Origin of the sequence: Corallococcus sp. AS-1-6, from assembly GCF_020037015.1 — a bacterium.
Classification (GTDB): domain Bacteria; phylum Myxococcota; class Myxococcia; order Myxococcales; family Myxococcaceae; genus Corallococcus.
On record NZ_JAIQDE010000016.1, the window covers coordinates 58,190 to 77,800 of the forward strand.

A 19,611-nucleotide genomic window follows, 5' to 3' on the forward strand; every position below is an offset into this window, starting at 1 on the left:
CCGCAAGGCACAATGAGCCGGTTTCAGCTCGGTTGGACGACGAAGGTGGACGTCAGCTTGTCATGAAGCGTCTGTCCGCGCCGGTCGAACAGCGCCATCCAGAAGCCGCCCAGGAAGAGAACAAAGGAAAGCCCGGCGAGCAGCGCCCGGAAGATGGCCCGGCCCGGGGTGGGTGCCATGCCATGGGTGTCCACCAACCGCAGGCCCAGGAGCAACCGTCCCAGGGTGCGTCCATTCCACAGGAAGGCCGCGACCGCGCAGTACACGGTGGCGAGCACCAGCACCAGGACCACGCCCGGCAGCAGCACGGAGTGCAGCGCGCGCAGCCAGGCGACGAACGCGTCCAACCCGGTGAGTCCCGGCTGCGGCCCCTTCACTCCCGCGACCGACGAGGCCAGGGTGATGTAGGCCGCCGCCACGGCGCTGATGGCCGCGGTGTCGACGGTGAAGGACAGCAGCCGGCGCCACAGCGAGGCGGGCCGTGCGTGGACCTCGCCAGCGGCCGGGACCGCCGAGGGCGCGGGGGCCTTCGACTTCGCGGGGGCGGCGGGGGCGGGGACGGGCGAGGCTTCCATGCGGGACACTCCCGGAGCGGGCGCCGGGGACGTCGCGAAGGCCGGCGTCTCCAGCGGGGGCAGGATGGCCGGGTCCACCATGAGGGGAAGGCCCGGAGCGGCGTCCCGGTGAGCATCCATCAAGGGCAGGCCGGACGAGGCGTGGGCCGCCTCCCAGTGCTCGGCGGCCGACGGTCCGGGGGCGGCCGGATGGGGAAGACCGGACGAAGCCGCCTGCGGAAGACCGGAAGCGGGGGCCTGCGCGCCACCCATCCGGGGCAGACCGGGGGCCTGCGCGGGCGCGTCCATGCGAGGCAGACCGGGCGCCCCCTGGACGGGGTTGCCGCGAGGTGCACCCGAGGCGGCCTGCGCGTGGGGGCGAGGAACGTGCGGCTCGGTGCCGTAGGCCGGCGTGGGCGCGGAGCCCGGACGGGGCTCCATGGGAGCCACAGGAGGCGGCGCGGCGCGAGGCGCGGCGACGCCAGGGTTCTGGAAGCTCGCCTCGGACAGGGCCGAGGTGGGCGCGGCGCGCGGAGGCACGGGGGCGGCGGCCATCGGTGGCACGCCCGGAGGCGGCGCGGCGGGGCGCGGAGGCTGCACGGCGCCCGCGGGAGCGTTCCCGGCGGGAGGCGTGGCGCGCGGAGGCATGGGAGCCGCGGCCCGGGGTGCCTGCTGCGCGGGAGCTGCCGCACGAACCGTCGCATCGGCCTGGGGCGGAGCCGTACGCGCAGCGGGAGCCGCCGTGCGAACCGGCGCATCGGCCTGGGGCGAAGCAGGACGCGCCGCGCGAATCGTCGCATCCGCGTGAGCGGCATCGGCCTGGAGCGAAGCAGGACGCGCCGTGGGCGCCGCCGCGCGAATCGTTGCATCCGCGTGAGGGGCCTCGGCCTGGGGCGAAGCAGGACGCGCAGCGGGCGCCGCCGCGCGAATCGTCGCATCCGCGGGGCGAGCCACAGGCTGCGCGTTGGACGCGGCGGGGCGACCCGTCACGTCACCCTGGGGCGCGGACGCGCGCACGGCCGCATCCGTCGGTGGCACGGCGGCACGCGGCGCGGCGACCGGCGCCTGCGCGGGCGGACGTGGCGCGGCGGCGCGCGGCGCCATTCCCGGACGCACCGTCGGCGTCATGCCCGGCGGGGTGATGGGGCCGCGCGGCGGCTCCATCGCGAAGGCCGGCGTGCCGCGCAGCGTCTCCGGCTCCATCGGTTCGCTGTTCAACGTGATGGGGTCGTCGCCGCCAGCGTCCTGGGCCACACGGTCGCCGGACCTGCGGCGATCAATGTGGATGTCGCGGTCGAGCAGGCTGGGGACGGGGGCCACCGCGGGTGGGCGCGCGGCATTGGCGGCGCAAGCGGGGCAATCTCCGACCGGCGGCAGCGAGGCGCCGCACTTCAGGCACTTGGACAACGGATCCTCCCGGTGACGCGGACAACCGTCGCCATGAAAGGCCGCATTCAGGCCTGTAGCAAGAAAAGGACAAGCCCCCGCCGGTCCCTCGGCCGAGGAACCGTCAGGGGCTCGTTCGCACCAGCACCACCGCCCCTCGGGGAACGGCGCGTGTGGGGCGCCTCACGCTAGGCGTGGACGCGGCGCCGTCCCGCTGCTCCCACCAGGAGAAGCACGATGATGGATCCCACGACGGACATGATGATGCCCGAGGCATGCAGGTCGAACAGCCGGCCGTTGCGCTCGAAGAGCGAGCCGATGAGACCGCCCACCAGCGAACCCACCATGCCCAGCAGCGTCGTGGCCACCAGCCCCATGCTCTGCTTGCCCGGCAGGATGGCCCGAGCAATGAGGCCCGCGATGAGGCCGATGATGATGAATGCGATGATCCCCATGAGAGTCTCTCCCGTGTGAGGGACCCGCGAGGTCCCGAATGGCAGAAACGTAGGAATCACCACAAGGATCCGTGACCCGGGATGCAGGGAGGGACTGTCCGCCCGCCTGCTAACCGAGCGACCCGTCCAGGTGCTGCATCACCGCGAGCGCCGCCAGCGCCGCCGTCTCCGTGCGCAGGATGCGCGAGCCCAGCGTCACCGGCCGCGCCCCCAGCTCCCTCAAGCCCTCCACCTCCTCACGAGCGAGCCCGCCCTCGGGGCCAATCACCAGCGCCACCGGCGTCCCCGGCGCCACGCTCCGGAACGCCTCGCCCAGCGGCACCGCGGACTCCTCCTCATCCAGCACCAGCAGCAGCGTGCCCGGCGTCAGCGCACGCGCCGCGTCCAGCAGCGGCCCGGGCGGATGCACCACCGGCACGTCGTCGCGCCGGCACTGGCGCGCGGCCTCCTCGACGATCTTCGCCCACCGCTGGGTGCGCTCCCCGGCGCGCTTCGGCTCCAGCTTCACCACGCTGCGCGCCGTGGCCACCGGATGGAACGCGGTGGCGCCCAGCTCCGTGCCCTTCTGCAGCACCAGCTCCAGCTTGTCCCCCTTGGGCAGCCCCTGGAGCACGCGCATCTCCCGCGCGGGCGGCGTCACCCGCACGGCCCCCAGCACCAGCCGCACGGACTCCGCGCCAAGCCCGGTGACGCGCGCCTCGAAGGCGCGGCCCTTGCCGTCGAACACCTCCAGCGCGTCGCCGTCCGCCAGCCGCAGCACGTGGACGAGGTAGTGGCGGCGCTCGCCCGTCAGCGTCACGTCGGCGGGGGCGGGGTCGGGCAGGGGGACGAAGAGGCGGACCACGGCGGCTTCCTTGAAGGGGAGGGCGCCCGGAGGATAGCCCTCCATGCTATGGCGCGCGAAACGCCCATGGCCACCCTCGTCATCGAGTCCACCCGCTCCGGCTTCGTCGAGTCCCTCCACACCGTGTCCGTCGCGGTGGTGAACGCGGAGGGCGCGCGCGTCGCGTACGCGGGCGACCCGGAGCGCGTCACCTTCTGGCGCTCGGCGGCGAAGCCCTTCCAGTCCCTGCCCATGGTCCAGGACGGCGCGGCGGACCGCTACGGCTTCGGCCCGCGCGAGCTGGCGCTCTCCTGCGCGTCCCACTCCAGCGAGCCCGAGCACCGCGCCCTCGCCATGCGGATGCTGAGCGCCTCCGGCTGCGAGGAGCGCCACCTGGCGTGCGGCCCGCACCCGCCGCTGTCTCCCGCGGTCGCGGAGGAGGCGCTGAGGGCGGGCGTGGTGCTCACGCCCCGGTGGAACAACTGCTCCGGCAAGCACGCGGGGATGCTCGCGCTGGCGCGGCACCACGGCTGGGACGTCCACGGCTACGCCAGCGACGGCCACCCGGTGCAGGAGCGCATCCAGGACGAAATCGCGAAGTGGACGGGCCTGCCGCGCGACGCGCTGGTGAAGGCCGTGGATGGCTGCCTCGCCGTCTGCTTCGGTCTTCCGCTCAGCGCCATGGCCACCGCGTGGGCCCGCTTCGGCGTCTCGGAGGCGCCCGCGGCCCGGCGCCTGCGCGAGGCCATGCTCGCGCACCCGGAGCTGGTCGCGGGCAGGGGCCGCGCGTGCACGGACATCATGACGGCGCTGGGGGGCGAGGCCGTGGTGAAGATTGGCGCGGAGGGCGTCTACTGCGCCGCGCTGCCCCGGGCCCGCCTGGGCGTGGCCGTCAAGGTGGAGGACGGCGACGCCCGCTGCGCCGCGCCCGCCCTCCTCGCCGTGCTGCGCCTCGTCGCGGAAGCGCACGGCCTGTCCCTGCCCATGACGGGCCTGGAGCACCACGCGGAGCCGCGCATCCTCCACACCCGGAACGAAGTCGTGGGCTCCCTGCGCGCGGCCGGAACGCTCGCGTTCGTCTGAGGCCCGCTGTAGCGCGGAAGGTCACACGCGCCGCGCTCCCCGTAACCCGCCCCGCTACAACCGCGCCCGCGTCCTCTTGGAACGGCAAGGCCCCGGCGTCAGGCACGCGGGCTGCAATGTCCGCCAGGCACACGGCGGGACTCGCGAGGTCCTGACGCCAAGGGGGAAAGCCTCGCGAGTCCAGATGGGGTCGGGATGGCGAACCAGTTTTCGCCGCCCGACCCCCTCTTGTTTCTAGCGCTTCAAGTCGATGCGCACCCACTCGCCCTGCTGCGCGCCCTCCAGCACGGTGCACCCCAGGGCGCGGTACGCGGCCTCCACGTCCGCGCGCTGGTGCGCGAGCACGCCGGCCAGCACCAGCCGGTCCTTCGCCTTGGGGACGATGAGGGGCGCCAGCTCAATCAGGGTGTTGGCCAGGATGTTCGCGAGCACCAGGTCGAAGGTGCCCGGCACCTCCGTCAGCTCGCGCCCGGAGATGTCCAGGTCGGGCGTCTGGTTGTCCGCGCAGTTCTCCTGGGCCAGCTCCACGGAGGTGGGGTCATTGTCGGTGCCCACCACGTGGCCCGCGCCCAGCTTCTTCGCCGCGATGGCGAGCACGCCCGTGCCGGTGCCCACGTCCAGCACGCTCGCGCCCGGGTGCGTGGCCATGAAGTCATCCACCGCCGCCAGGCACAGCGACGTGGTGGGGTGGTCCCCCGTGCCGAAGGCCATCTTCGGCTCGATGACCAGCTTCACCTTGTCCGCGGGCGCGTTCGCCACGTCCCAGGGCGGGCCCACCCACAGGCGGCCCACCTGCACGGACTTGATGAGCGACTTCCACTCGTTGCTCCAGTCCTGCTGGGGCTGCTCGTCCAGGGACAGGCGCGCGGTGGGGTGGCTCTCCGCCACCGCGTCGCGGGCCTCCTCCGCGCTCTCGCGGTCCTCGAAGTAGGCCACGACGATGGACTCGCCCTTCGCGGGGGCGCGCACGCCCGGCATGGTGGGCGTCTCCGTGTCGCGGACCTCCAGGCCCAGGGCGCCGGCCTCATGGAGCAGGTCCTGGAGGATTTCGGAGGCCTCCTCCGCGATATCGACGGTGAGTGACAGGTAGGTCTGGGACATGGCGCCCCTTCTACCGCACCCGGTGCGGCGTGGAAGCGCCGTCGTCGTGACGCTTCCACGCTCGCGCCGCGGGCCTCAGGGCCCGACGATGGCCGTGGCCATGCGGTCGAAGTCGATGACCCGGCGGGCCACCTCCCGCACGTCCTCCGCCGTCACCTTCGCCACGCGCTCGGAGTAGTGCAGGAAGTTGTCCAGCCCGATGCCGTAGCAGGTGTCCAGCGCCAGCAGCGTCGCGCGGGCGCTGTTGCGCTGCAGGTCGATTTCATACGCCCCGATGATGTGCTGCTTGGCGCGCTCCAGCTCCGCGGCCGGAATCGGCTCGTCGCGGATGCGCTGCAGCTCGCGGCGCATGCCCTCCACCGCGGCGTCCACCTTCTCCGGGCTGGTGCCCATGTAGACGGCGAAGTAGCCGGGGTCCAACCCGTCCATGGAGAAGCTGCTCACGCTGTAGGCCATGGAGCGCTTGTCGCGCAGCTCGATGAAGAGCCGCCCGCCCTGGCCGGACAGCACCGTGGACAGCACGTCCAGCACCACGCGCCACGAGTCGGTCATCCGCGCCGCCTGGAAGCCCATCACCAGGTGCGTCTGCGCCCGCGCGAGCACCTTCTTCTCCGTGCGCGGCGCGGACGGAGGCGCCTCCGGCCGCACCTGCTTCGGGGCCACCGCGCCGCCGCGCGACTTGCCGAAGTACTCGTTCGCCAGCGCCCGCACCTGGTCCACGTCCACGTCGCCCACCACGCTGAGCGTCATCTGCGACGGGGCCATGTGCGCCCGGTGGTACGCGCGCAGTTGCTCGGGCCCCAGCGCCTCCACGGACGCCTTCTCGCCCAGCAGTGACAGCCGGTACGGGTGCTCCTGGTAGAGCGTGCGCGAGAACAGCTCGAACGCCATGCTCGACGGCTTGTCCTCGCGGGTGAGGATGTCCTGGAGCAGCAGCGCGCGCTCCCGCGCGACCTCCTCCTCGCGGAAGGCGGGGTTCACCAGCACGTCCGCGAACAGCCGGAAGCCGGGCTCGAAGTAGCGCGACAGGAAGTCCGCCTTCAGGCTCACGGAGTTGCGGCCGCCCTGGCCGGTGACGTTGCCCGCGTACAGGTCCCCCAACTGGCTGATGTCATCCGCGCTGAGCGTGGTGGTGCCCTTGGTGAGGGTGCGGCTGAGCAGTGTGGTGATGCCGTTGTCCTCGGGCGTCTCGTAGCGCGCTCCGCCGATGAAGGCCGCGCGCATGGAGAACAGCGGCACGTGCGGCTCCACGCGGATGATGAGCGTGGCGCCGGAGGGCAGCTTCTCCTGCACCACCTCCGAGCGCGCGGACGCGACGGCGCTCCGGGCCGGACGCGCCGGGGCCTCCGGGGGCGGCTGCTTCGCGGAGCGCTCCGGGGGCGTGAGGCCGGGGCCCTTCGCCGCTTCATCCAGCGCGGCGTGCACATGGGCCTCCGTCAGTTCCGCGGCGGGCGGCACCAGCGCGGTGACCACGGCGTGCTCCAGCCGCAGGTACTTCTGGGCCACGCGGCGCAGGTCCTCCGGCTTGAGGTTGCGGATGTCCTCCAGGTAGCGGGCCTCCGACTCCAGGCCGCCGGGGGACGTCTGGTACGAGCCCAGGTTGCGCGCCGTGCCCTGCACCGTCTCCTTGCGGTAGACGGACTCCGCCTCCACCACCGCCTGCACCGCGCGCAGCTCGTCCAGTGGCACCGCCGTGGTGCGCAGCGCCTCCAGCACGCGCGCCGTCTGCGTGAGCGCCTTCTGCGCCTTGTCGGGCGGCAGCGTCAGCGACACGGAGAAGATGCCGGGGTCCTTGGGCGTGTACGCGGACGCGTGCACGTCGTTGACCAGGTGCTGGCGGCGCTTCACCTCGCGCACCAGCCACGACGAGTTGCCCTGGCCGGCGATCATCGCCAGCACGTCCAGCGCGGGCACGTCCGGGTGCTCCAGCTCCGGGATGGCGAAGGCCAGGTGCAGGTAGGCCTCCTTCACGTCCTCCGTCTGGATGAGCACGCGGCGGCCCGTGGGGGCTGCGTCGCGAGGACGCTCCACCGGGCCCGCGTAGGGCCGGCCCCAGTCACCGCCGAAGATTTCGTCCACCCACTGGCGCAGCTCCGCCTCGTTCAGGTCGCCCGCGACGGACAGCACCAGGTTCTTCGGCGTGTAGTGCCGGTGGTAGAACTCCAGCACCTTCTCGCGGGTGAAGCTGCGCACGCTCTCCTCCGTGCCGATGACGGGCAGCCGGTAGGGGTGCGTCTGGAACGCGGCGGTGAACAGCCCCCGGGACGCGCGGCGTGACGGCGAGTCGTAGCTGCGCTTGATCTCCTCGCACACGACCTCGATTTCGCGCGCCAGCTCCTCCTTGTCGAACGCGGAGCGGCGGACGGCGTCCCCCAGGATGTCCAGGCCCGTGCGGGCGAACTGGCTGGCGATGACGATGTGGTAGACGGTCTGGTCGAAGGACGTCCAGGCGTTGATTTCGCCGCCGTGCGCCTCGATGTCCCGGGCAATCTCACCGGGCCCCCGGCGCTCCGTGCCCTTGAAGAGCATGTGCTCGTGCAGGTGGGCGAGCCCGGCCTGGTCCGGCCTTTCGTCCGCGCTGCCGGCCTTGACCCAGACCTGGAAGGCCGCGACCTTGGCGGCGTGCTGCTCCTCGAAGACGACGGTGAGCCCGTTGGGCAGGGTGTAGCGGATGGCCATAGGAGTGGTCCGAAGCTGTCATCCCCTCCCGAGGAGAGGCAAGGCGAGGTGTGATGTTTGCTCCATTGGCTAACGTCCCGCCCCCTCCACGTCGAGCGGACCGTGCCGTCCGCCTCCCACCAGGCAGGCGAAGCGGCGCGGCGGGCATCGCGTAACTGGTGGAAACCCCCCGTGGCCGGTAACCTGGGACGCGCACATGCCGTCTCCCCCGGACGAGGCGGATCCGCTCGCGGACCTGAAGGAACTGCTGGATGACGGCGACGCCCCGGTGGCGGCGCCCGCTCCGGCGTCCCCCAGGCCCCTCGCGGTTCCCAGGCCTCCCCCCTCCGCGCCTCCCCCCCTGCCGCCCCGGCGGCCCGCCGCAGGCTTGCCCGCATCCCCGGCCGCCGCGCCGGCCGCCCGGGTGCCCACGACCCCCGCGCCCATCGGCGGTGGAGGGTTGCCCACGACCACGCCACCGTCCCCGGCGGCCGCGGCGCGCAGCCCCGGCAAGGGGGACCCCTTCGCGGAGCCCGCCGAGCCCCGGCTGCCCATGGGCGGCTCGGCGGAGGACAAGCTGGAGTTCTTCCGGGGCATCCTGAAGCAGAAGACGGAGACCCTGGCCCGGGCGCGCGCGCTGTACGCCGAGCGCGAGGGCGAGCTCACCCAGCTCAAGGCCGCGCTGGAGAAGGCGCGCCGGGAGGGCGGCGGCGGGGGCGCACCGGCGCCGTCCGCGCAGGACGAGCAGCGGCTGAAGCAGGCCCAGGCGCGCATCGCCTCGCTGGAGGCGGAGCTCGCCGCGTCGGAGGCGGACCGCAAGGACCTCACGCGCGCGCTGGCGGAGGTGGAGTCGGAGGTCCCCCGGCTGACGGAGGAGCTCCACGCCGAGCGCGAGTCGCGCGGGGCGATGGCGGAGGAGCTGGTCGGCGCGAAGGAGGCGCTGGGGCTCGCGCAGGACCGCGTGGCGGAGCTGGCCTCCGGCAAGTCCGAGGCGCAGGGCGCGCTGGAGGCGGTCCAGGCGCAGTACCAGTCGGTGCTCGCGGACGTGGAGCGGCTGACCACGGAGCGCGACGCGCAGGCGCTGGCCATCAGCCAGTTGGAGACGGCGCTCGCGGAGGCGAAGGGCGCCATGGGCGCCCTGGAGAGCGAGAGCGACTGGTCGCGCAGCTCGCTGGAGGAGGCGCACGCCCACGCGAAGGGGCTGGAGGGTGAGCGGGACGCCGCGCGCCGGCAGCTCGCGGTGGTGGAGGACGGGCTCAAGACGCTCCAGACGCAGGTGACGGAGCTGGAGCGCGCGCTCGCGCTGAAGGACGCGGACGCGGTGGGCCTGCGCGCCGCGCTCACCGCGCGCACGGCGGAGGCCGCGGAGCTGCCCTCGCTGAGGAGCGCCCTGGAGGGCCGCGCCGCGGAGGCCGCCCGGGTCCAGGCGCGCGTGCGCGAGCTGGAGGCGGAGGTGGCCCAGGCGCGTGAAGCCGCGCGCGCCGAGGTGGAGGCCGCGGAGGTCCGTGCGCGCATGGCCGAGTCGGAGCTGGCCTCCCTGCGCGAGGTGCTGGAGGCCGCGGAGGTCGAGCAGGTCTCGCTGCGCGACCGCATGGAGTCGGACGCGGCGGCGCTCGGCGAGGCGGTGCACGAGGCCGAGGGCCGGGTGCACGAGGCGGAAGGCAAGGCCGCCGCGCTGGAGGCCCAACTGGCGGAGCTCGCCGCCCAGGCCGCGGCCGTGCAGGCCGAGCGCGAGGCGCACCAGGAGCAGCTCGCCGCCGTGGAGCGCAAGCTGGCCACCACGCAGGCGGAGCGCGTGGGGTTCTCCGCGCGCGCGTCCATGCTGGAGACGGCCGCGGGCCAGCGCGAGGCGGAGGTGCAGCGCCTGCAGGCCCTGGTCGCCAAGGCCCAGGAGGAGCTGGCGCTGGAGCGCGCCCGCCGCGAGGCGGTGGAAGCCGAAATCGCGGACGCCCGGGTGCAGGCCGCCGAGGCCGAGGGCCGCGCCGAGGCGCTGAGCGCGGGGCATGACGGCCAGCGCGAGGAGCTGGTCTCCCTCACCGAGCAACTGGAGGCGGCCCGCGCGGAAGCGGACAAGGTGGACCGGCTCCAGCAGCGCGTGAAGATGGTGGAGGGCGCGCTGGAGGCCTCCGAGTCCAAGCGGCGCGTCGCCGAGGCGCAGGCGGCCCGCGTGAAGGACGTCGAAGCGAAGCTCGCGTCGGAGCAAAGCGCGAAGGCCCTGCTGGAGGCCCGGGTCGCGCAGGCCGACGTCACGCTCCTGGAGGAGCAGGGCGTGAAGGCGGCGCTGGAGGCGCAACTCGAGGAGGCCCGCGCCGCGCTCGAAGCGGAGCAGGCGGAGCGGGCCGCGCTGGAGGCGAGGCTCGGCGAGTCCAACGCCCAGGCCCAGGGGGGCGACGCGGCGCAGGCGGACAAGGCCGCGCTGGAGGCCCGGCTCGCCCAGGTCAGCGCGTCGCTCAAGGCGGAGCAGGCGGCCCGTCAGGCGCTCGAGGCGAAGCTCGCGGCGGGGCCCACCGCTGGCGCGGACGTGCCCGCGGACTGGGCGGCGGAGCGCGAGCAGCTCAAGGCGGACGTGGCCTCCATGAAGCGCAAGCTGATGGCGGCCGAGGCAGCGCTCGAATCGGCTGCCAGCACCAAGGCGAAGGTGGCGCGGCTGGAAGCGCAATTGAAGGCCCTGAAGTAGAGGTTGGACCTCCATGTCCTTCGCCGCGCCCACGGACCCGTTGACGGGCATGCAGGCAGCCCGCTTCGGGCTGTACCTGCACTTCCCGTACTGCCTGGCCAAGTGCCCCTACTGCGACTTCGCGGTGGCGGTGGCGCGCCAGGTGCCGGAGGAGCGCTACGCGAACGCGGTGCTGGCGGAGCTGGACGCGCGCCTCGCCGCGGACCCGTCGCTGCGCGTGAAGCCGCTGGAGTCCCTCTTCCTGGGCGGCGGCACGCCGTCGCTGTGGCACCCCCGCTACGTGGCGCGCGTGCTGGAGGGCATCGCCGCGCGCCTGTCGCTCGCCCCCGGCCTGGAGGTCTCCCTGGAGGGCAACCCGGAGCGCGCGGACGCGGAGCGCTTCGCCGGCTACCGCGCCGCGGGCATCAACCGCCTGTCCCTGGGCGTGCAGTCCTTCCAACCCGAGACGCTGAAGGCGCTGGGCCGCGCGCACGACGCCGCCATGGTGGAGGGCGCGGTGGCCGCGGCGCGGAAGGCGGACTTCCCCGTGGTGGCCATGGACTTCATCTACGGCGTGCACGGCCAGACGGTGGCGCAGGTGGAGGCGGACGCGCGCCGCGCGGTGGCGCTCGAGCCGGAGCACCTGTCCACCTACGCGCTGACGGTGGAGCGCGAGGTGCTGGCGGAGTCCACGCCGCTGTCCAAGCAGCTTGAGCGCGGCGAGCTCTCCCTGCCGGAGGACGACGACGTGGTGGCCATGGCCCGCACGGTGCGCGACGTGTACGGCGCGCACGGGCTCACCCGCTATGAGGTCTCCAACCACGCGCGCCCCGGCTTCAGCTCCCGGCACAACGCGCTCTACTGGACCGGCGGCGAGTACCTGGCGCTGGGCGTGGGCGCCACCGGCATGCTGCTGTCCCCCGCGCCCCACCGCTACGTGAACCTCCGGAGCCCGGAGGCCTACCTGCGCACGGTGGAGGAGGGGAGGCTCCCGGAGGCGAGCCGCGAGGACCTGGGCCCCGAGGAGCTCTTCGCCGAGCGGCTGAGCATGGGCCTGCGCCTGGTGTCGGGGGTGGACTGGGAGGCCGTCTGTGAGCGATACGGCCAGCCCGTGGAGCCCCGGCGCGCGGAGGTGGAGCGGCTGGTGGCCCACGGCTTCGCCACGCGTCACGGCCGCAGGCTGGCCCTGACGGAGCGGGGGGCGGACGTGCACAGCGCCATCTGCGCGCGGCTGTTGTAGGCGGCTCGCCGTTGCAGGCGGCTCCAAGGAAGGACGACTCGACCGTGCTGACCAAGTGGTTGATGTGGATGGGGCTCACGATGCTGACGGGCAGCCCGCTCCTGTCCCTGGGGCTGTTGGCCGTGCTGCTGTTCGCGGCGGACCGCTTCACCCTGCAGGTGCTGCCCAGCCCCATGCGCGCCTTCAAGCGCTGGCAGCGCGCGGGCGAGCTCGCGGGCACCATCCTCACCAACACCCACGACCGCCGCGCCCGCGCGGAGCTGGCCGACCTGCGCGTGGGCCAGAAGCGCTACCAGGAGGCCGTGGACCTGCTGCGCCCCAACCTGGACGCGGGCGACGACGACGTGGACACCCTCTACCTGCTGGGCGTGGCCTACCTGGGCGCGGGCGATTCTCCCCGGGGCGAGCTGCTGCTCACCGAGGCCGAGCGCCTGGACGCCGACTACCGGCAGGGCGCCATCGACCTGGAGCGCGGCCGCTTCCGCCTCCTGCGCGGCGACTTCAAGGGCGCGCGCGAGGCCCTGGAGCGCTTCCTCCAGGTGCGTCAGGGCTCCGTGGAGGGGCGCGTGCTCCTGGCGCGCGCGCTGGACAAGGAGGGCCTGGACGTGGAGGCGCAGGAGGCCCGTGACGCCGCCTGGCGTGAGTACGCCGTCGCCCCGCGCTTCCAGAAGCGCCGCGACCGCTGGTGGGCGTACCGCGCCCGCCCGTCCCGCCCGCTGACGTACGCCGCCGTGGCCCTGGTGTTCATGGGCGTGGGGGCGTACCTGACCCGCTACCTGCCCACGCACGACACCTACGGTGGCCCCTACGGCGTCTACGAGGACGAGCCCTACGCCGCGGACGACATGGGCGGCGACGGCGCGGAGTAGTAGGCTTTCCGAGCATGTTCCCCCCGCCGTCCCAGGTGCTGCGCCAGCGCGAGGGCCTGCTGGCGGACACGCCGTTCCCGCTGCTGTTGCACGCGCTGATGGTGGAGGAGCGCACCTGCACGCTGGAGCTCAAGGTGCGCCAGCGCGAGAAGCGCATCACCTTCGAGGACGGCGCGCCGGTGGCGTGCCACTCCAACCTCCTGCACGAGACGCTGGGCAAGTACCTGGTGGAGAAGGGCCGCCTGACGGAGGGCGACTACCAGAAGGCCCTGGCGGAGAGCGTGTCCTCGGGCATGCAGTTGGGCGGGCTGCTCGTGCAGAAGGGGCTCATCAGCCCCTTCGACCTCTACAAGCAGCTCCAGGCGAACCTGGCGCACAAGCTGCTGGACTGCTTCCGCTGGACGGACGCGAAGTACCGCCTCATCGCGGACGTGGAGAACCCGGACGCCACCGTGCGCGCCAACACCGCGCAGCTCATCCTCACCGGCGTCTCCACCCAACTGCCCTTCGACACCGTCGCCACGCACTTCACCTTCACGGACGACCGCCGCTTCGGCCAGATGCCCGGCGTGGAGTCCGCGCCCAAGCTGTCCTCCAAGGACGCGCGCCTGTTCCAGGCCCTGCGCCAGCGGCCCACCTTCAACGAGCTGCTGGACCGCACCGGCTTCGACATGGACGCCGTGCTGCGCCGGCTCTACGCGCTGTGCCTGCTGGGCGTGGCCGGCTTCGTGGAGGACGTGGACGCGCGAGCCGAGGAGCTGGCCCGCAGGGCCCCCGCCACCCCCGTCCCCGCGCCGGAGCCCGTCCCCACGCCGGTGCCCGTGCCCACGCAGGCCCCGTCCGGCACGCCCTTCTCGGACGAGGACGAGGCCGCGCGCAACGCGCTGGTGGGCGCGTTCCTCAACCACCGCGGCATGGACCCCTTCGCGCTGCTGGACGTGCCGGAGGACGTGCAGCCGGTGGCGCTGCGCAAGGCGTTCCTCGCCGCCGCGGACCGCTTCTCCCCGCTGCGCTTCCAGACCGCGGAGCTGAAGGAGAAGGCGGAAGGGATGCTCGCCGCGTACGCGCGGGCCTACGGCATGCTGTCGGAGCCGGAGCAGAACGCGCTGTGGAAGAAGCGCCGTCAGGCGCACCGGGAGAAGGCGCGCAACAACACCGGCCGGCCCTCCACCGCGGAGCAGTTCCGCATCCGCACGGACCTGCTGGACGCCACCACCCAGTTCGACGAGGCCAAACGCCGCCTGGAGGCGCGCAACTTCGCGGGCGCCTTCGAGTACTTCGAATACGCCTGCGACATCGACCCCCGGCCGCTGTACCAGGCCCACCGCGCCTGGGCGCGCTACCTCATGAAGCCGGAGGCGCACGGCCGGCTGGCGCTCCAGGAACTCCAGGAGCTGGTGCGCCAGGAGCCCGGCCTGGAGGAGGGCTGGGCCTTCCTGGGCGACGTGGCCCGGGGCGAGGGCCAGTGGGCGCTCGCGGAGGACGCCCTGCGCAAGGCCTTCAAGCTGAACCCCCAGCAGCGCCGCTACGTGACGCTCATCCAGGAGATTGCCCGGCGGCGGTGACCAGGCCCGCCGCCGGACGCGAGGCGGTGCCTACAGCGCCTGCAGGGCGGCGCGGTCCGCCGAGGACAGCCCCTCGCCGTTGGCCAGGTGGGCGACGGCCGTCTGGATGGGGATGGCGTCCTGCGGCTCCAGCGTCTTGCCCGCGAGCAGGGAGTACAGCTCCTGGAACTCCTTGTACTGGACCGTGGGGCCCAGCTCGTACTTGTCGTCCGGACCCGTGGTGGAGCGGTCCTGGTTGGCGCAGTACAGGAACAGCGGCACGAAGAAGCGCTCGCCCGGCGGGACCTCGATGGTGACCGCCTGCACCAGCAGCCCGTTCTGCACGTCGTCATTGGTGGACACGAAGATGAGCCCCGGCGGCAGCGTCACCGTGATGGGCCCGCCCGTGGTGTTGCGGAAGATGAGGCACAGCGTCACCTCGTCACCGCTGCCCTTGGCGTCCTCCGGATAGATGTCGTCGCACTCCACCGGATCCTGCGGCGTGTAGCTGGTGATGGGGTTCTCCAGCGTCAGCCCCGCCGGCAGCGCGAACGGCGTCCCCACCGGGTTCTCCTTCGAGGTCCCCAGACCGGGGCCCGCGGACTTGGTGGTGTGGGTGCCTCCGTCGCCCTGGGTGCCGCCGTCCGGCTTGGCGTCCCCGCCCTCGTCACTGCAGGCCGCCAGCAACGCCACCGCCAACACCACGCCCATTCGCTTCGCCACGTGCCAGTTCATGGATTCGTCTCCCTGCGCTCAACGCGAAGGCCCGTGCCAACCATGGCATACGCACAGCGTCAAGCACCCCGGGCCCCGGCCCGCCCGATAATGTTCGCAAGCCCGGTGGCCGGGCCTGCATTCCCGGCCACTTGGCCGATTCCCGCCGAACCTACGGGCGGTATGGTAGCGGCACAATGGGTCGGGAAGACTCCCACCCTGGGGTATTTTCAGTACAGGGGCGAAGCATGAAGCGCGGCAACGAATCAGGCCAGGCGGCGGTGGAGACGGCCATCGTCTTGCCCCTGTTCGTGTTCATGCTGCTGGGCATCCTCCAGTTGGGGTTGATGCACCAGGCCCGGCTCCTGACGAAGTACGCGGCCTACAAGGCCGTGCGCGCCGGCTCCATCCACAACGCGGACATCCCCACCATGGAGAAGGCCGCCCTGGCGGTGCTCCTGCCCATGGTGAGCACGGCCGCCAGCGGGGGCGCGGAGATCATCAAGCCCATCACCAGCGCGGGTGACTTCAAGTCCAAGTTCGAGGGCGGCGACATCGGCAAGAACAAGATGGGGGACGCCTCCGGCCTGAAGTTCGCGGAGGTCACCATCTGCAACCCCCTCAAGGGGGACCTGGGCTCCGGCTCCCACGGCAACAAGGAGATGGACTTCGATGATCCGAAGGTCGCCTCCGGAGACGGCGGCTGGGCGGACAGCCTGCGCACCAAGCTGAGCGTGCAGGTGACGTTCAACTACCGCCTGCCCATCCCGTTCGCGGACGTCGTCATCTACAACATCGCGCGCGGCCGGGACCTGCCGTACGTGCTGCGCCTGGGCAAGGACTCGGAGCGGGACGAGTTCATCGTCAAGAAGATGTCCAAGTACGACGCCGCGGCGAACAACAAACTCTACATCCTGCCCATCCGCGCCACGTACATCATGCGGATGCACTCCAACCTCTACCTCACCCAGAAGGAACTTCCGGAGGAGAACGAATGCATCTTCACGTTCGAACCGTGAGGTCCGCCTCGCGGCCCAAGCGCGGCCACCGCGGCCAGGCCCTGGTGCTCGCGTGCCTGTCCTTCCTGCTGCTCGCGTTGATGACGACGCTGAGCTTCAACCTGAGCCACGCCCTGCGGGAGAAGATGAGCCTGCAGCAGCACAGCGACGCGCTCGCCTACTCCATGGGCGTCGTGGAGGCGCGCGCGCTCAACTACTACGCCGCCAGCAACCGGGCCATCGCGTCCACCTACGTGGGCATGACGTCCGCGCACGGCTACATGGCCGCCGCCAGCGCCACCGGCGACATGATGCGCGCCGGGCAGATGAGCTTCTTCATCATCGCCGCCCTGGAGGTCGCGCAGTGCCCGCCCTACAACTTCCAGCACTGCTTCGACGCGATTGAAGCGCTGATGATCGCCATGGACTACAGCTCCAAGGCCAGCGACTACGACTCCAAGGTCAAGGACGTGGAGGACAAGTTCAACAAGGTCATCCACGACCTGAACACGATGGCCAACGGCATCCACGACTCGCAGAAGTCCGCGCACCGCGCCGCGCGCAACGCCCTGCGGGACGGCCAGTCCGCCAGCCTGTCGGACATGACCGACTACAGCGTCCCCGGCGCCTCCTCGCTCAACTCCTCCGTGGGCAGCCTGAACGCGGAGGAGTTCGACTGCGCGGTGGACGGGATGAACTGCTCGCGCCAGGGCTCCAGCAACAAGGCCCGCGCGCAGGTGATGACGGAGATCTCCAACGCCTCGCGCCCCGGTTGGGCCGCCAACCGCAGCCTCCCGGTCATCATGAACGGGCTGCCCACCTACTACAAAAGCGACTTCATCAAGGACCTGCTCAAGGACATCCCGGGTGAAGGCACGCACGTCATCATGGGGCACAAGGGCACGGCCAAGGTCGCCCAGACCAAGAGCAACATCCACGGCCCCGGCCAGGTCACCGGCAACGAGGGCAAGGTCGTGGTCGCGGACGAGCACGGCACGCTCATGTCGCAGTGGCGCCACGGCTTCGGCGTGGGCACCTACAAGGCCGTGGTGGAGAGCAGCGAGAACGGCGGCAGCCACACCCCCGGCGGCGCCCACAACGGCCAGCACGACGAGTTCAAGGGCATCAACACCAAGGACCTGATGAGCTGCTCGGGCAGCGGCAACTGCTTCATGAAGTTCCGCGCCAACGACGACCCCAGCACGGACTGGGGCCAGCCGCACGTCTACAGCTACGTCACCAAGCAGTTCTTCGTGGGCGACAAGGACAAGGCGCCCTGGGAGCTCAACGACAGCGGCTCCTTCACGCTCACGCACGGCGCCCAGGGGGATGGCCAACTGCGGCTGGCGCCCGGCGAGGGCGCGGCGCTCTCCAAGGCGCTCGTCTACTACCACCGCCTGGGCCCCAACGGCTGGAAGGAGGCCCCGGGCCTCTTCAACCCGTACTGGCGCGTGAAGCTGCACCCGTTCACCGCCCAGGAGGCCGCGCGCGTGCTCAACCGCGCCGGCAACGGCGACGCGGCGGACCTCGCCAGCGCCAAGGACCTGGCCCTATGAGCACCGCGCACCCCCAGCGCCGCCGCGTCCGGGGCGCCGCCTCCGTGGAGATGGCGCTCTCGATGATCGTCCTCATCCCCATCTTCATGTACGCGCTCTTCCTGGACGACCTCCTGCGCTACTCGCTGGACGCGCAGGAGGCGGCGGTGACGACCATCTGGGACTTCACCACGCAGGACTACACCAAGGCGCTCAAGCAGAGCGGCGGCGGCGGCACCGGCCCCCAGGGCGGCAGCTCCAACGTGCAGCACAACGCCCGCCTCACCTACTGCGACCACGAGTCCGGCATCGACCGGCCGGACGTCATGTCCGGCAGCAACTACGCGGACTGCGAGGACACGGACCACCACCTGGCCGTCGTCGCCCACGTGTGCTGGATGAACAGCAACGCCAAGCAGGTCACGTGCGAGGCGCCGGACACCAGCGCCGGGTCGCTGGGCGGCGGCATCGCGGGCCAGTACCGCAGCCAGTTCTCCAACGGCGGCCTCATCCAGTGCTCCGCCCGCGCCGTGGTGGAGAACTACCTGCTGCCCGAGGAGTTCCTGCCGGAGTTCAGCAAGAACGAGAAGCTGACCAAGAAGAACTGGAAGCAGGAGGGCGTGGCCCAGGTCCACGAGAACGCCCAGCAGGGCACGGGCGGCGAGGACGGCAACGCGTACTTCCTCAAGGAACAGCGCATGGCCATCATCACGGACACGTGGGCGCTGACGGAGGACGCGGACATCTCCCCGTCGGACTCCAGCGGTGAGATGTATGACCGCACGGAGCTCGTCTACCAGCGGGTCCAGCCCGGCTACTCGGCCATGGTCAGCAGCATGCAGCAGTTCCGGTCCGCGCTCACCGAGGACCTGCTGGACAGCATGATGCTGTACGCCTTCGAGGACAGCCCGACGAAGCCGTACCTGTCCATCCACCCGCACCTGGCCAACATGCAGACCCCGTCCAACACCGTGGACCAGGAGGGCAGCACCCGCTACTTCAACCAGGAGTGGCGCGACTGGGACAACGACAAGAACCAGGACACCTACAAGCACTCGGACCGCGGTGAGTGGTACATGGGGTGCAAGGATCCGGAGTCGTGCTGAAGCAGTGGGTCTCGCATCCCGCCTTCCGCACCGCGTCGGTGCTGGTGTCGGTGGCGGTGGCGGGCATCCTCATCGGCATGGGCTGGGAGGAGGCGCGCTACGGCGGCGCCCGCACGGAGCTGGAGCGGGCGGAGGCCGCCGCGGACGAGCTGGACCAGGCGTCGCGGCCCGCCCCCAGCCGCTCCAAGCGGGACGAGGCCATCCTCGCGCGCACGCTGACGTACTTCCCGCCCTATCCCAACGGCGGCCGTCCGGAGGCGCTGGCCGCGGACTACCTGGGCCCGGACACGCCCATCGCGGTGGCGTGGTTCTCCACGCGGGACTCGTCGGACCAGGTGCTGCAGCACTACCGCCAGTTCCTCCTGGATGAGGGCCTGCCCGTCGTGGGCGTGCGCTTCAACGACAACGCCGGCTACGTGGGCTACTGGGTCCCCAAGGATGACGAGGTGCGGCTGATGTCCACGCTGCACCAGGGCGGCGAGACCGTCGTCTTCGTCTCCTCCGCGCGCATGCGCAACTACCTGGAGCGCGCGGGCCGCGTGCCCGCGGGCGTCCCGGTGCCCCGGAACCTGCAGGACATCGCCTCGCTGTCCCTGCGGATGGAGGGCGCCACCAACATCACCGTCTCCGGCCGGGTGCCGGACACGGCGCTCCCCGACGTGGAGCAGGCCTACCGCGCCCAGTTGCGGGACCAGGGCTGGAGCGTGTCGGAGGCCCGCCAGGAGGGCTTCCAGGAGACCGAGCTGACCCTGACGCGCCCGGGGCTGCGCGGACAGGCCACCTTGCGGCAACCTTCCGCGCAGCGCGTGGTGGACTTCCACCTGTCGCTGATGCGGTCCCAGGCCACGCCCTGAGCGCGGCACGCAGAGAGGGAACGATGAGCCGTTTC

The 19,611-nt window shown here is 72.1% G+C and carries 15 protein-coding genes; 9 read left to right on the forward strand and 6 right to left on the reverse strand.

Translation table 11 applies throughout. The features are described from left to right. Positions 1-23: 23 nt before the first annotated feature. The 3 genes from K8612_RS22135 to K8612_RS22145 form a co-directional block, all read right to left on the reverse strand. Complete coding sequence (locus K8612_RS22135) at positions 24-1,961, reverse strand: RDD family protein (protein WP_223763761.1); 1,938 nt, start codon at positions 1,959-1,961, stop codon at positions 24-26. A 167-nt stretch (positions 1,962-2,128) separates the two neighbouring features. Continuing rightward, positions 2,129-2,395, reverse strand: a complete 267-nt coding sequence (locus tag K8612_RS22140; RefSeq protein WP_120561959.1) for a GlsB/YeaQ/YmgE family stress response membrane protein — start codon at positions 2,393-2,395, stop codon at positions 2,129-2,131. A gap of 109 nt (positions 2,396-2,504) precedes the next feature. Continuing rightward, the gene (locus tag K8612_RS22145; RefSeq protein WP_223763827.1) at positions 2,505-3,239 is read right to left on the reverse strand and encodes a 16S rRNA (uracil(1498)-N(3))-methyltransferase; all 735 of its coding nucleotides are present in this window, start codon (positions 3,237-3,239) and stop codon (positions 2,505-2,507) included. 66 nt (positions 3,240-3,305) lie between these two features. Between K8612_RS22145 and K8612_RS22150 the strand changes: the two genes are divergently transcribed. Next, the gene (locus K8612_RS22150; protein ID WP_223763762.1) at positions 3,306-4,301 is read left to right on the forward strand and encodes an asparaginase; all 996 of its coding nucleotides are present in this window, start codon (positions 3,306-3,308) and stop codon (positions 4,299-4,301) included. A gap of 234 nt (positions 4,302-4,535) precedes the next feature. On the opposite strand, the gene K8612_RS22155 is transcribed toward K8612_RS22150, so the two are convergent. Then, on the reverse strand, positions 4,536-5,402 hold the full coding sequence (locus K8612_RS22155) for a 50S ribosomal protein L11 methyltransferase (RefSeq protein ID WP_223740621.1): 867 nt from the start codon (positions 5,400-5,402) through the stop codon (positions 4,536-4,538). Positions 5,403-5,477: 75 nt separating this feature from the next. Then, positions 5,478-8,081: a pitrilysin family protein gene (locus tag K8612_RS22160; protein ID WP_223763763.1), complete on the reverse strand. Its 2,604-nt coding sequence runs from the start codon at positions 8,079-8,081 to the stop codon at positions 5,478-5,480. A 196-nt stretch (positions 8,082-8,277) separates the two neighbouring features. Here K8612_RS22160 and K8612_RS22165 point away from each other — a divergent pair, with 196 nt between their 5' ends. From K8612_RS22165 to K8612_RS22180, 4 genes are read left to right on the forward strand one after another with little or no spacing between them, the layout of a single operon-like run. Next, positions 8,278-10,737, forward strand: coding sequence for a plectin 1 isoform 8 (locus tag K8612_RS22165; protein ID WP_223763764.1), 2,460 nt, complete (start codon positions 8,278-8,280; stop codon positions 10,735-10,737). Between the two features lie 13 nt (positions 10,738-10,750). Further along, on the forward strand, positions 10,751-11,956 hold the full coding sequence (gene hemW, locus K8612_RS22170; RefSeq protein ID WP_223763765.1) for a radical SAM family heme chaperone HemW: 1,206 nt from the start codon (positions 10,751-10,753) through the stop codon (positions 11,954-11,956). Between the two features lie 47 nt (positions 11,957-12,003). After that, complete coding sequence (locus K8612_RS22175) at positions 12,004-12,825, forward strand: lipopolysaccharide assembly protein LapB (protein ID WP_223740800.1); 822 nt, start codon at positions 12,004-12,006, stop codon at positions 12,823-12,825. Positions 12,826-12,839: 14 nt separating this feature from the next. Further along, a complete protein-coding gene (locus K8612_RS22180; protein ID WP_223740617.1) occupies positions 12,840-14,390 on the forward strand; it encodes a DUF4388 domain-containing protein in 1,551 nt (516 codons plus the stop codon). A 30-nt stretch (positions 14,391-14,420) separates the two neighbouring features. Here the strand turns inward: K8612_RS22180 and K8612_RS22185 are convergent, their stop codons facing one another. Further along, a complete protein-coding gene (locus K8612_RS22185; protein ID WP_223763766.1) occupies positions 14,421-15,104 on the reverse strand; it encodes a hypothetical protein in 684 nt (227 codons plus the stop codon). 227 nt (positions 15,105-15,331) lie between these two features. On the opposite strand from K8612_RS22185, the gene K8612_RS22190 reads away from it, so the two are divergent. From K8612_RS22190 to K8612_RS22205, 4 genes are read left to right on the forward strand one after another with little or no spacing between them, the layout of a single operon-like run. Beyond that, positions 15,332-16,102 (forward strand): TadE/TadG family type IV pilus assembly protein, encoded by a 771-nt coding sequence (locus K8612_RS22190; protein ID WP_223740615.1) that lies wholly within the window; start codon positions 15,332-15,334, stop codon positions 16,100-16,102. Beyond that, the gene (locus K8612_RS22195; protein WP_373692126.1) at positions 16,099-17,637 is read left to right on the forward strand and encodes a hypothetical protein; all 1,539 of its coding nucleotides are present in this window, start codon (positions 16,099-16,101) and stop codon (positions 17,635-17,637) included. Before K8612_RS22190 ends, K8612_RS22195 begins: the two co-directional genes overlap by 4 nt. Continuing rightward, entirely contained in the window at positions 17,634-18,722 is a 1,089-nt protein-coding gene (locus K8612_RS22200; protein WP_223740613.1) for a hypothetical protein, read from the forward strand. Before K8612_RS22195 ends, K8612_RS22200 begins: the two co-directional genes overlap by 4 nt. Next, the gene (locus K8612_RS22205; RefSeq protein WP_223763768.1) at positions 18,716-19,576 is read left to right on the forward strand and encodes a hypothetical protein; all 861 of its coding nucleotides are present in this window, start codon (positions 18,716-18,718) and stop codon (positions 19,574-19,576) included. The genes K8612_RS22200 and K8612_RS22205 overlap by 7 nt, the downstream gene beginning before the upstream one ends. The last annotated feature ends 35 nt before the right edge of the window (positions 19,577-19,611 follow it).

Bases quoted from the DNA above. Each gene is read 5' to 3' on its own strand.
- K8612_RS22140 (WP_120561959.1), bottom strand. From the start codon at position 2,395: ATGGGGATCATCGCATTCATCATCATCGGCCTCATCGCGGGCCTCATT.
- K8612_RS22150 (WP_223763762.1), top strand. From the start codon at position 3,306: ATGGCCACCCTCGTCATCGAGTCCACCCGCTCCGGCTTCGTCGAGTCC.
- K8612_RS22155 (WP_223740621.1), bottom strand. From the start codon at position 5,402: ATGTCCCAGACCTACCTGTCACTCACCGTCGATATCGCGGAGGAGGCC.
- K8612_RS22160 (WP_223763763.1), bottom strand. From the start codon at position 8,081: ATGGCCATCCGCTACACCCTGCCCAACGGGCTCACCGTCGTCTTCGAG.
- K8612_RS22165 (WP_223763764.1), top strand. From the start codon at position 8,278: ATGCCGTCTCCCCCGGACGAGGCGGATCCGCTCGCGGACCTGAAGGAA.
- hemW (WP_223763765.1), top strand. From the start codon at position 10,751: ATGTCCTTCGCCGCGCCCACGGACCCGTTGACGGGCATGCAGGCAGCC.
- K8612_RS22180 (WP_223740617.1), top strand. From the start codon at position 12,840: ATGTTCCCCCCGCCGTCCCAGGTGCTGCGCCAGCGCGAGGGCCTGCTG.
- K8612_RS22185 (WP_223763766.1), bottom strand. From the start codon at position 15,104: ATGAACTGGCACGTGGCGAAGCGAATGGGCGTGGTGTTGGCGGTGGCG.
- K8612_RS22190 (WP_223740615.1), top strand. From the start codon at position 15,332: ATGAAGCGCGGCAACGAATCAGGCCAGGCGGCGGTGGAGACGGCCATC.
- K8612_RS22200 (WP_223740613.1), top strand. From the start codon at position 17,634: ATGAGCACCGCGCACCCCCAGCGCCGCCGCGTCCGGGGCGCCGCCTCC.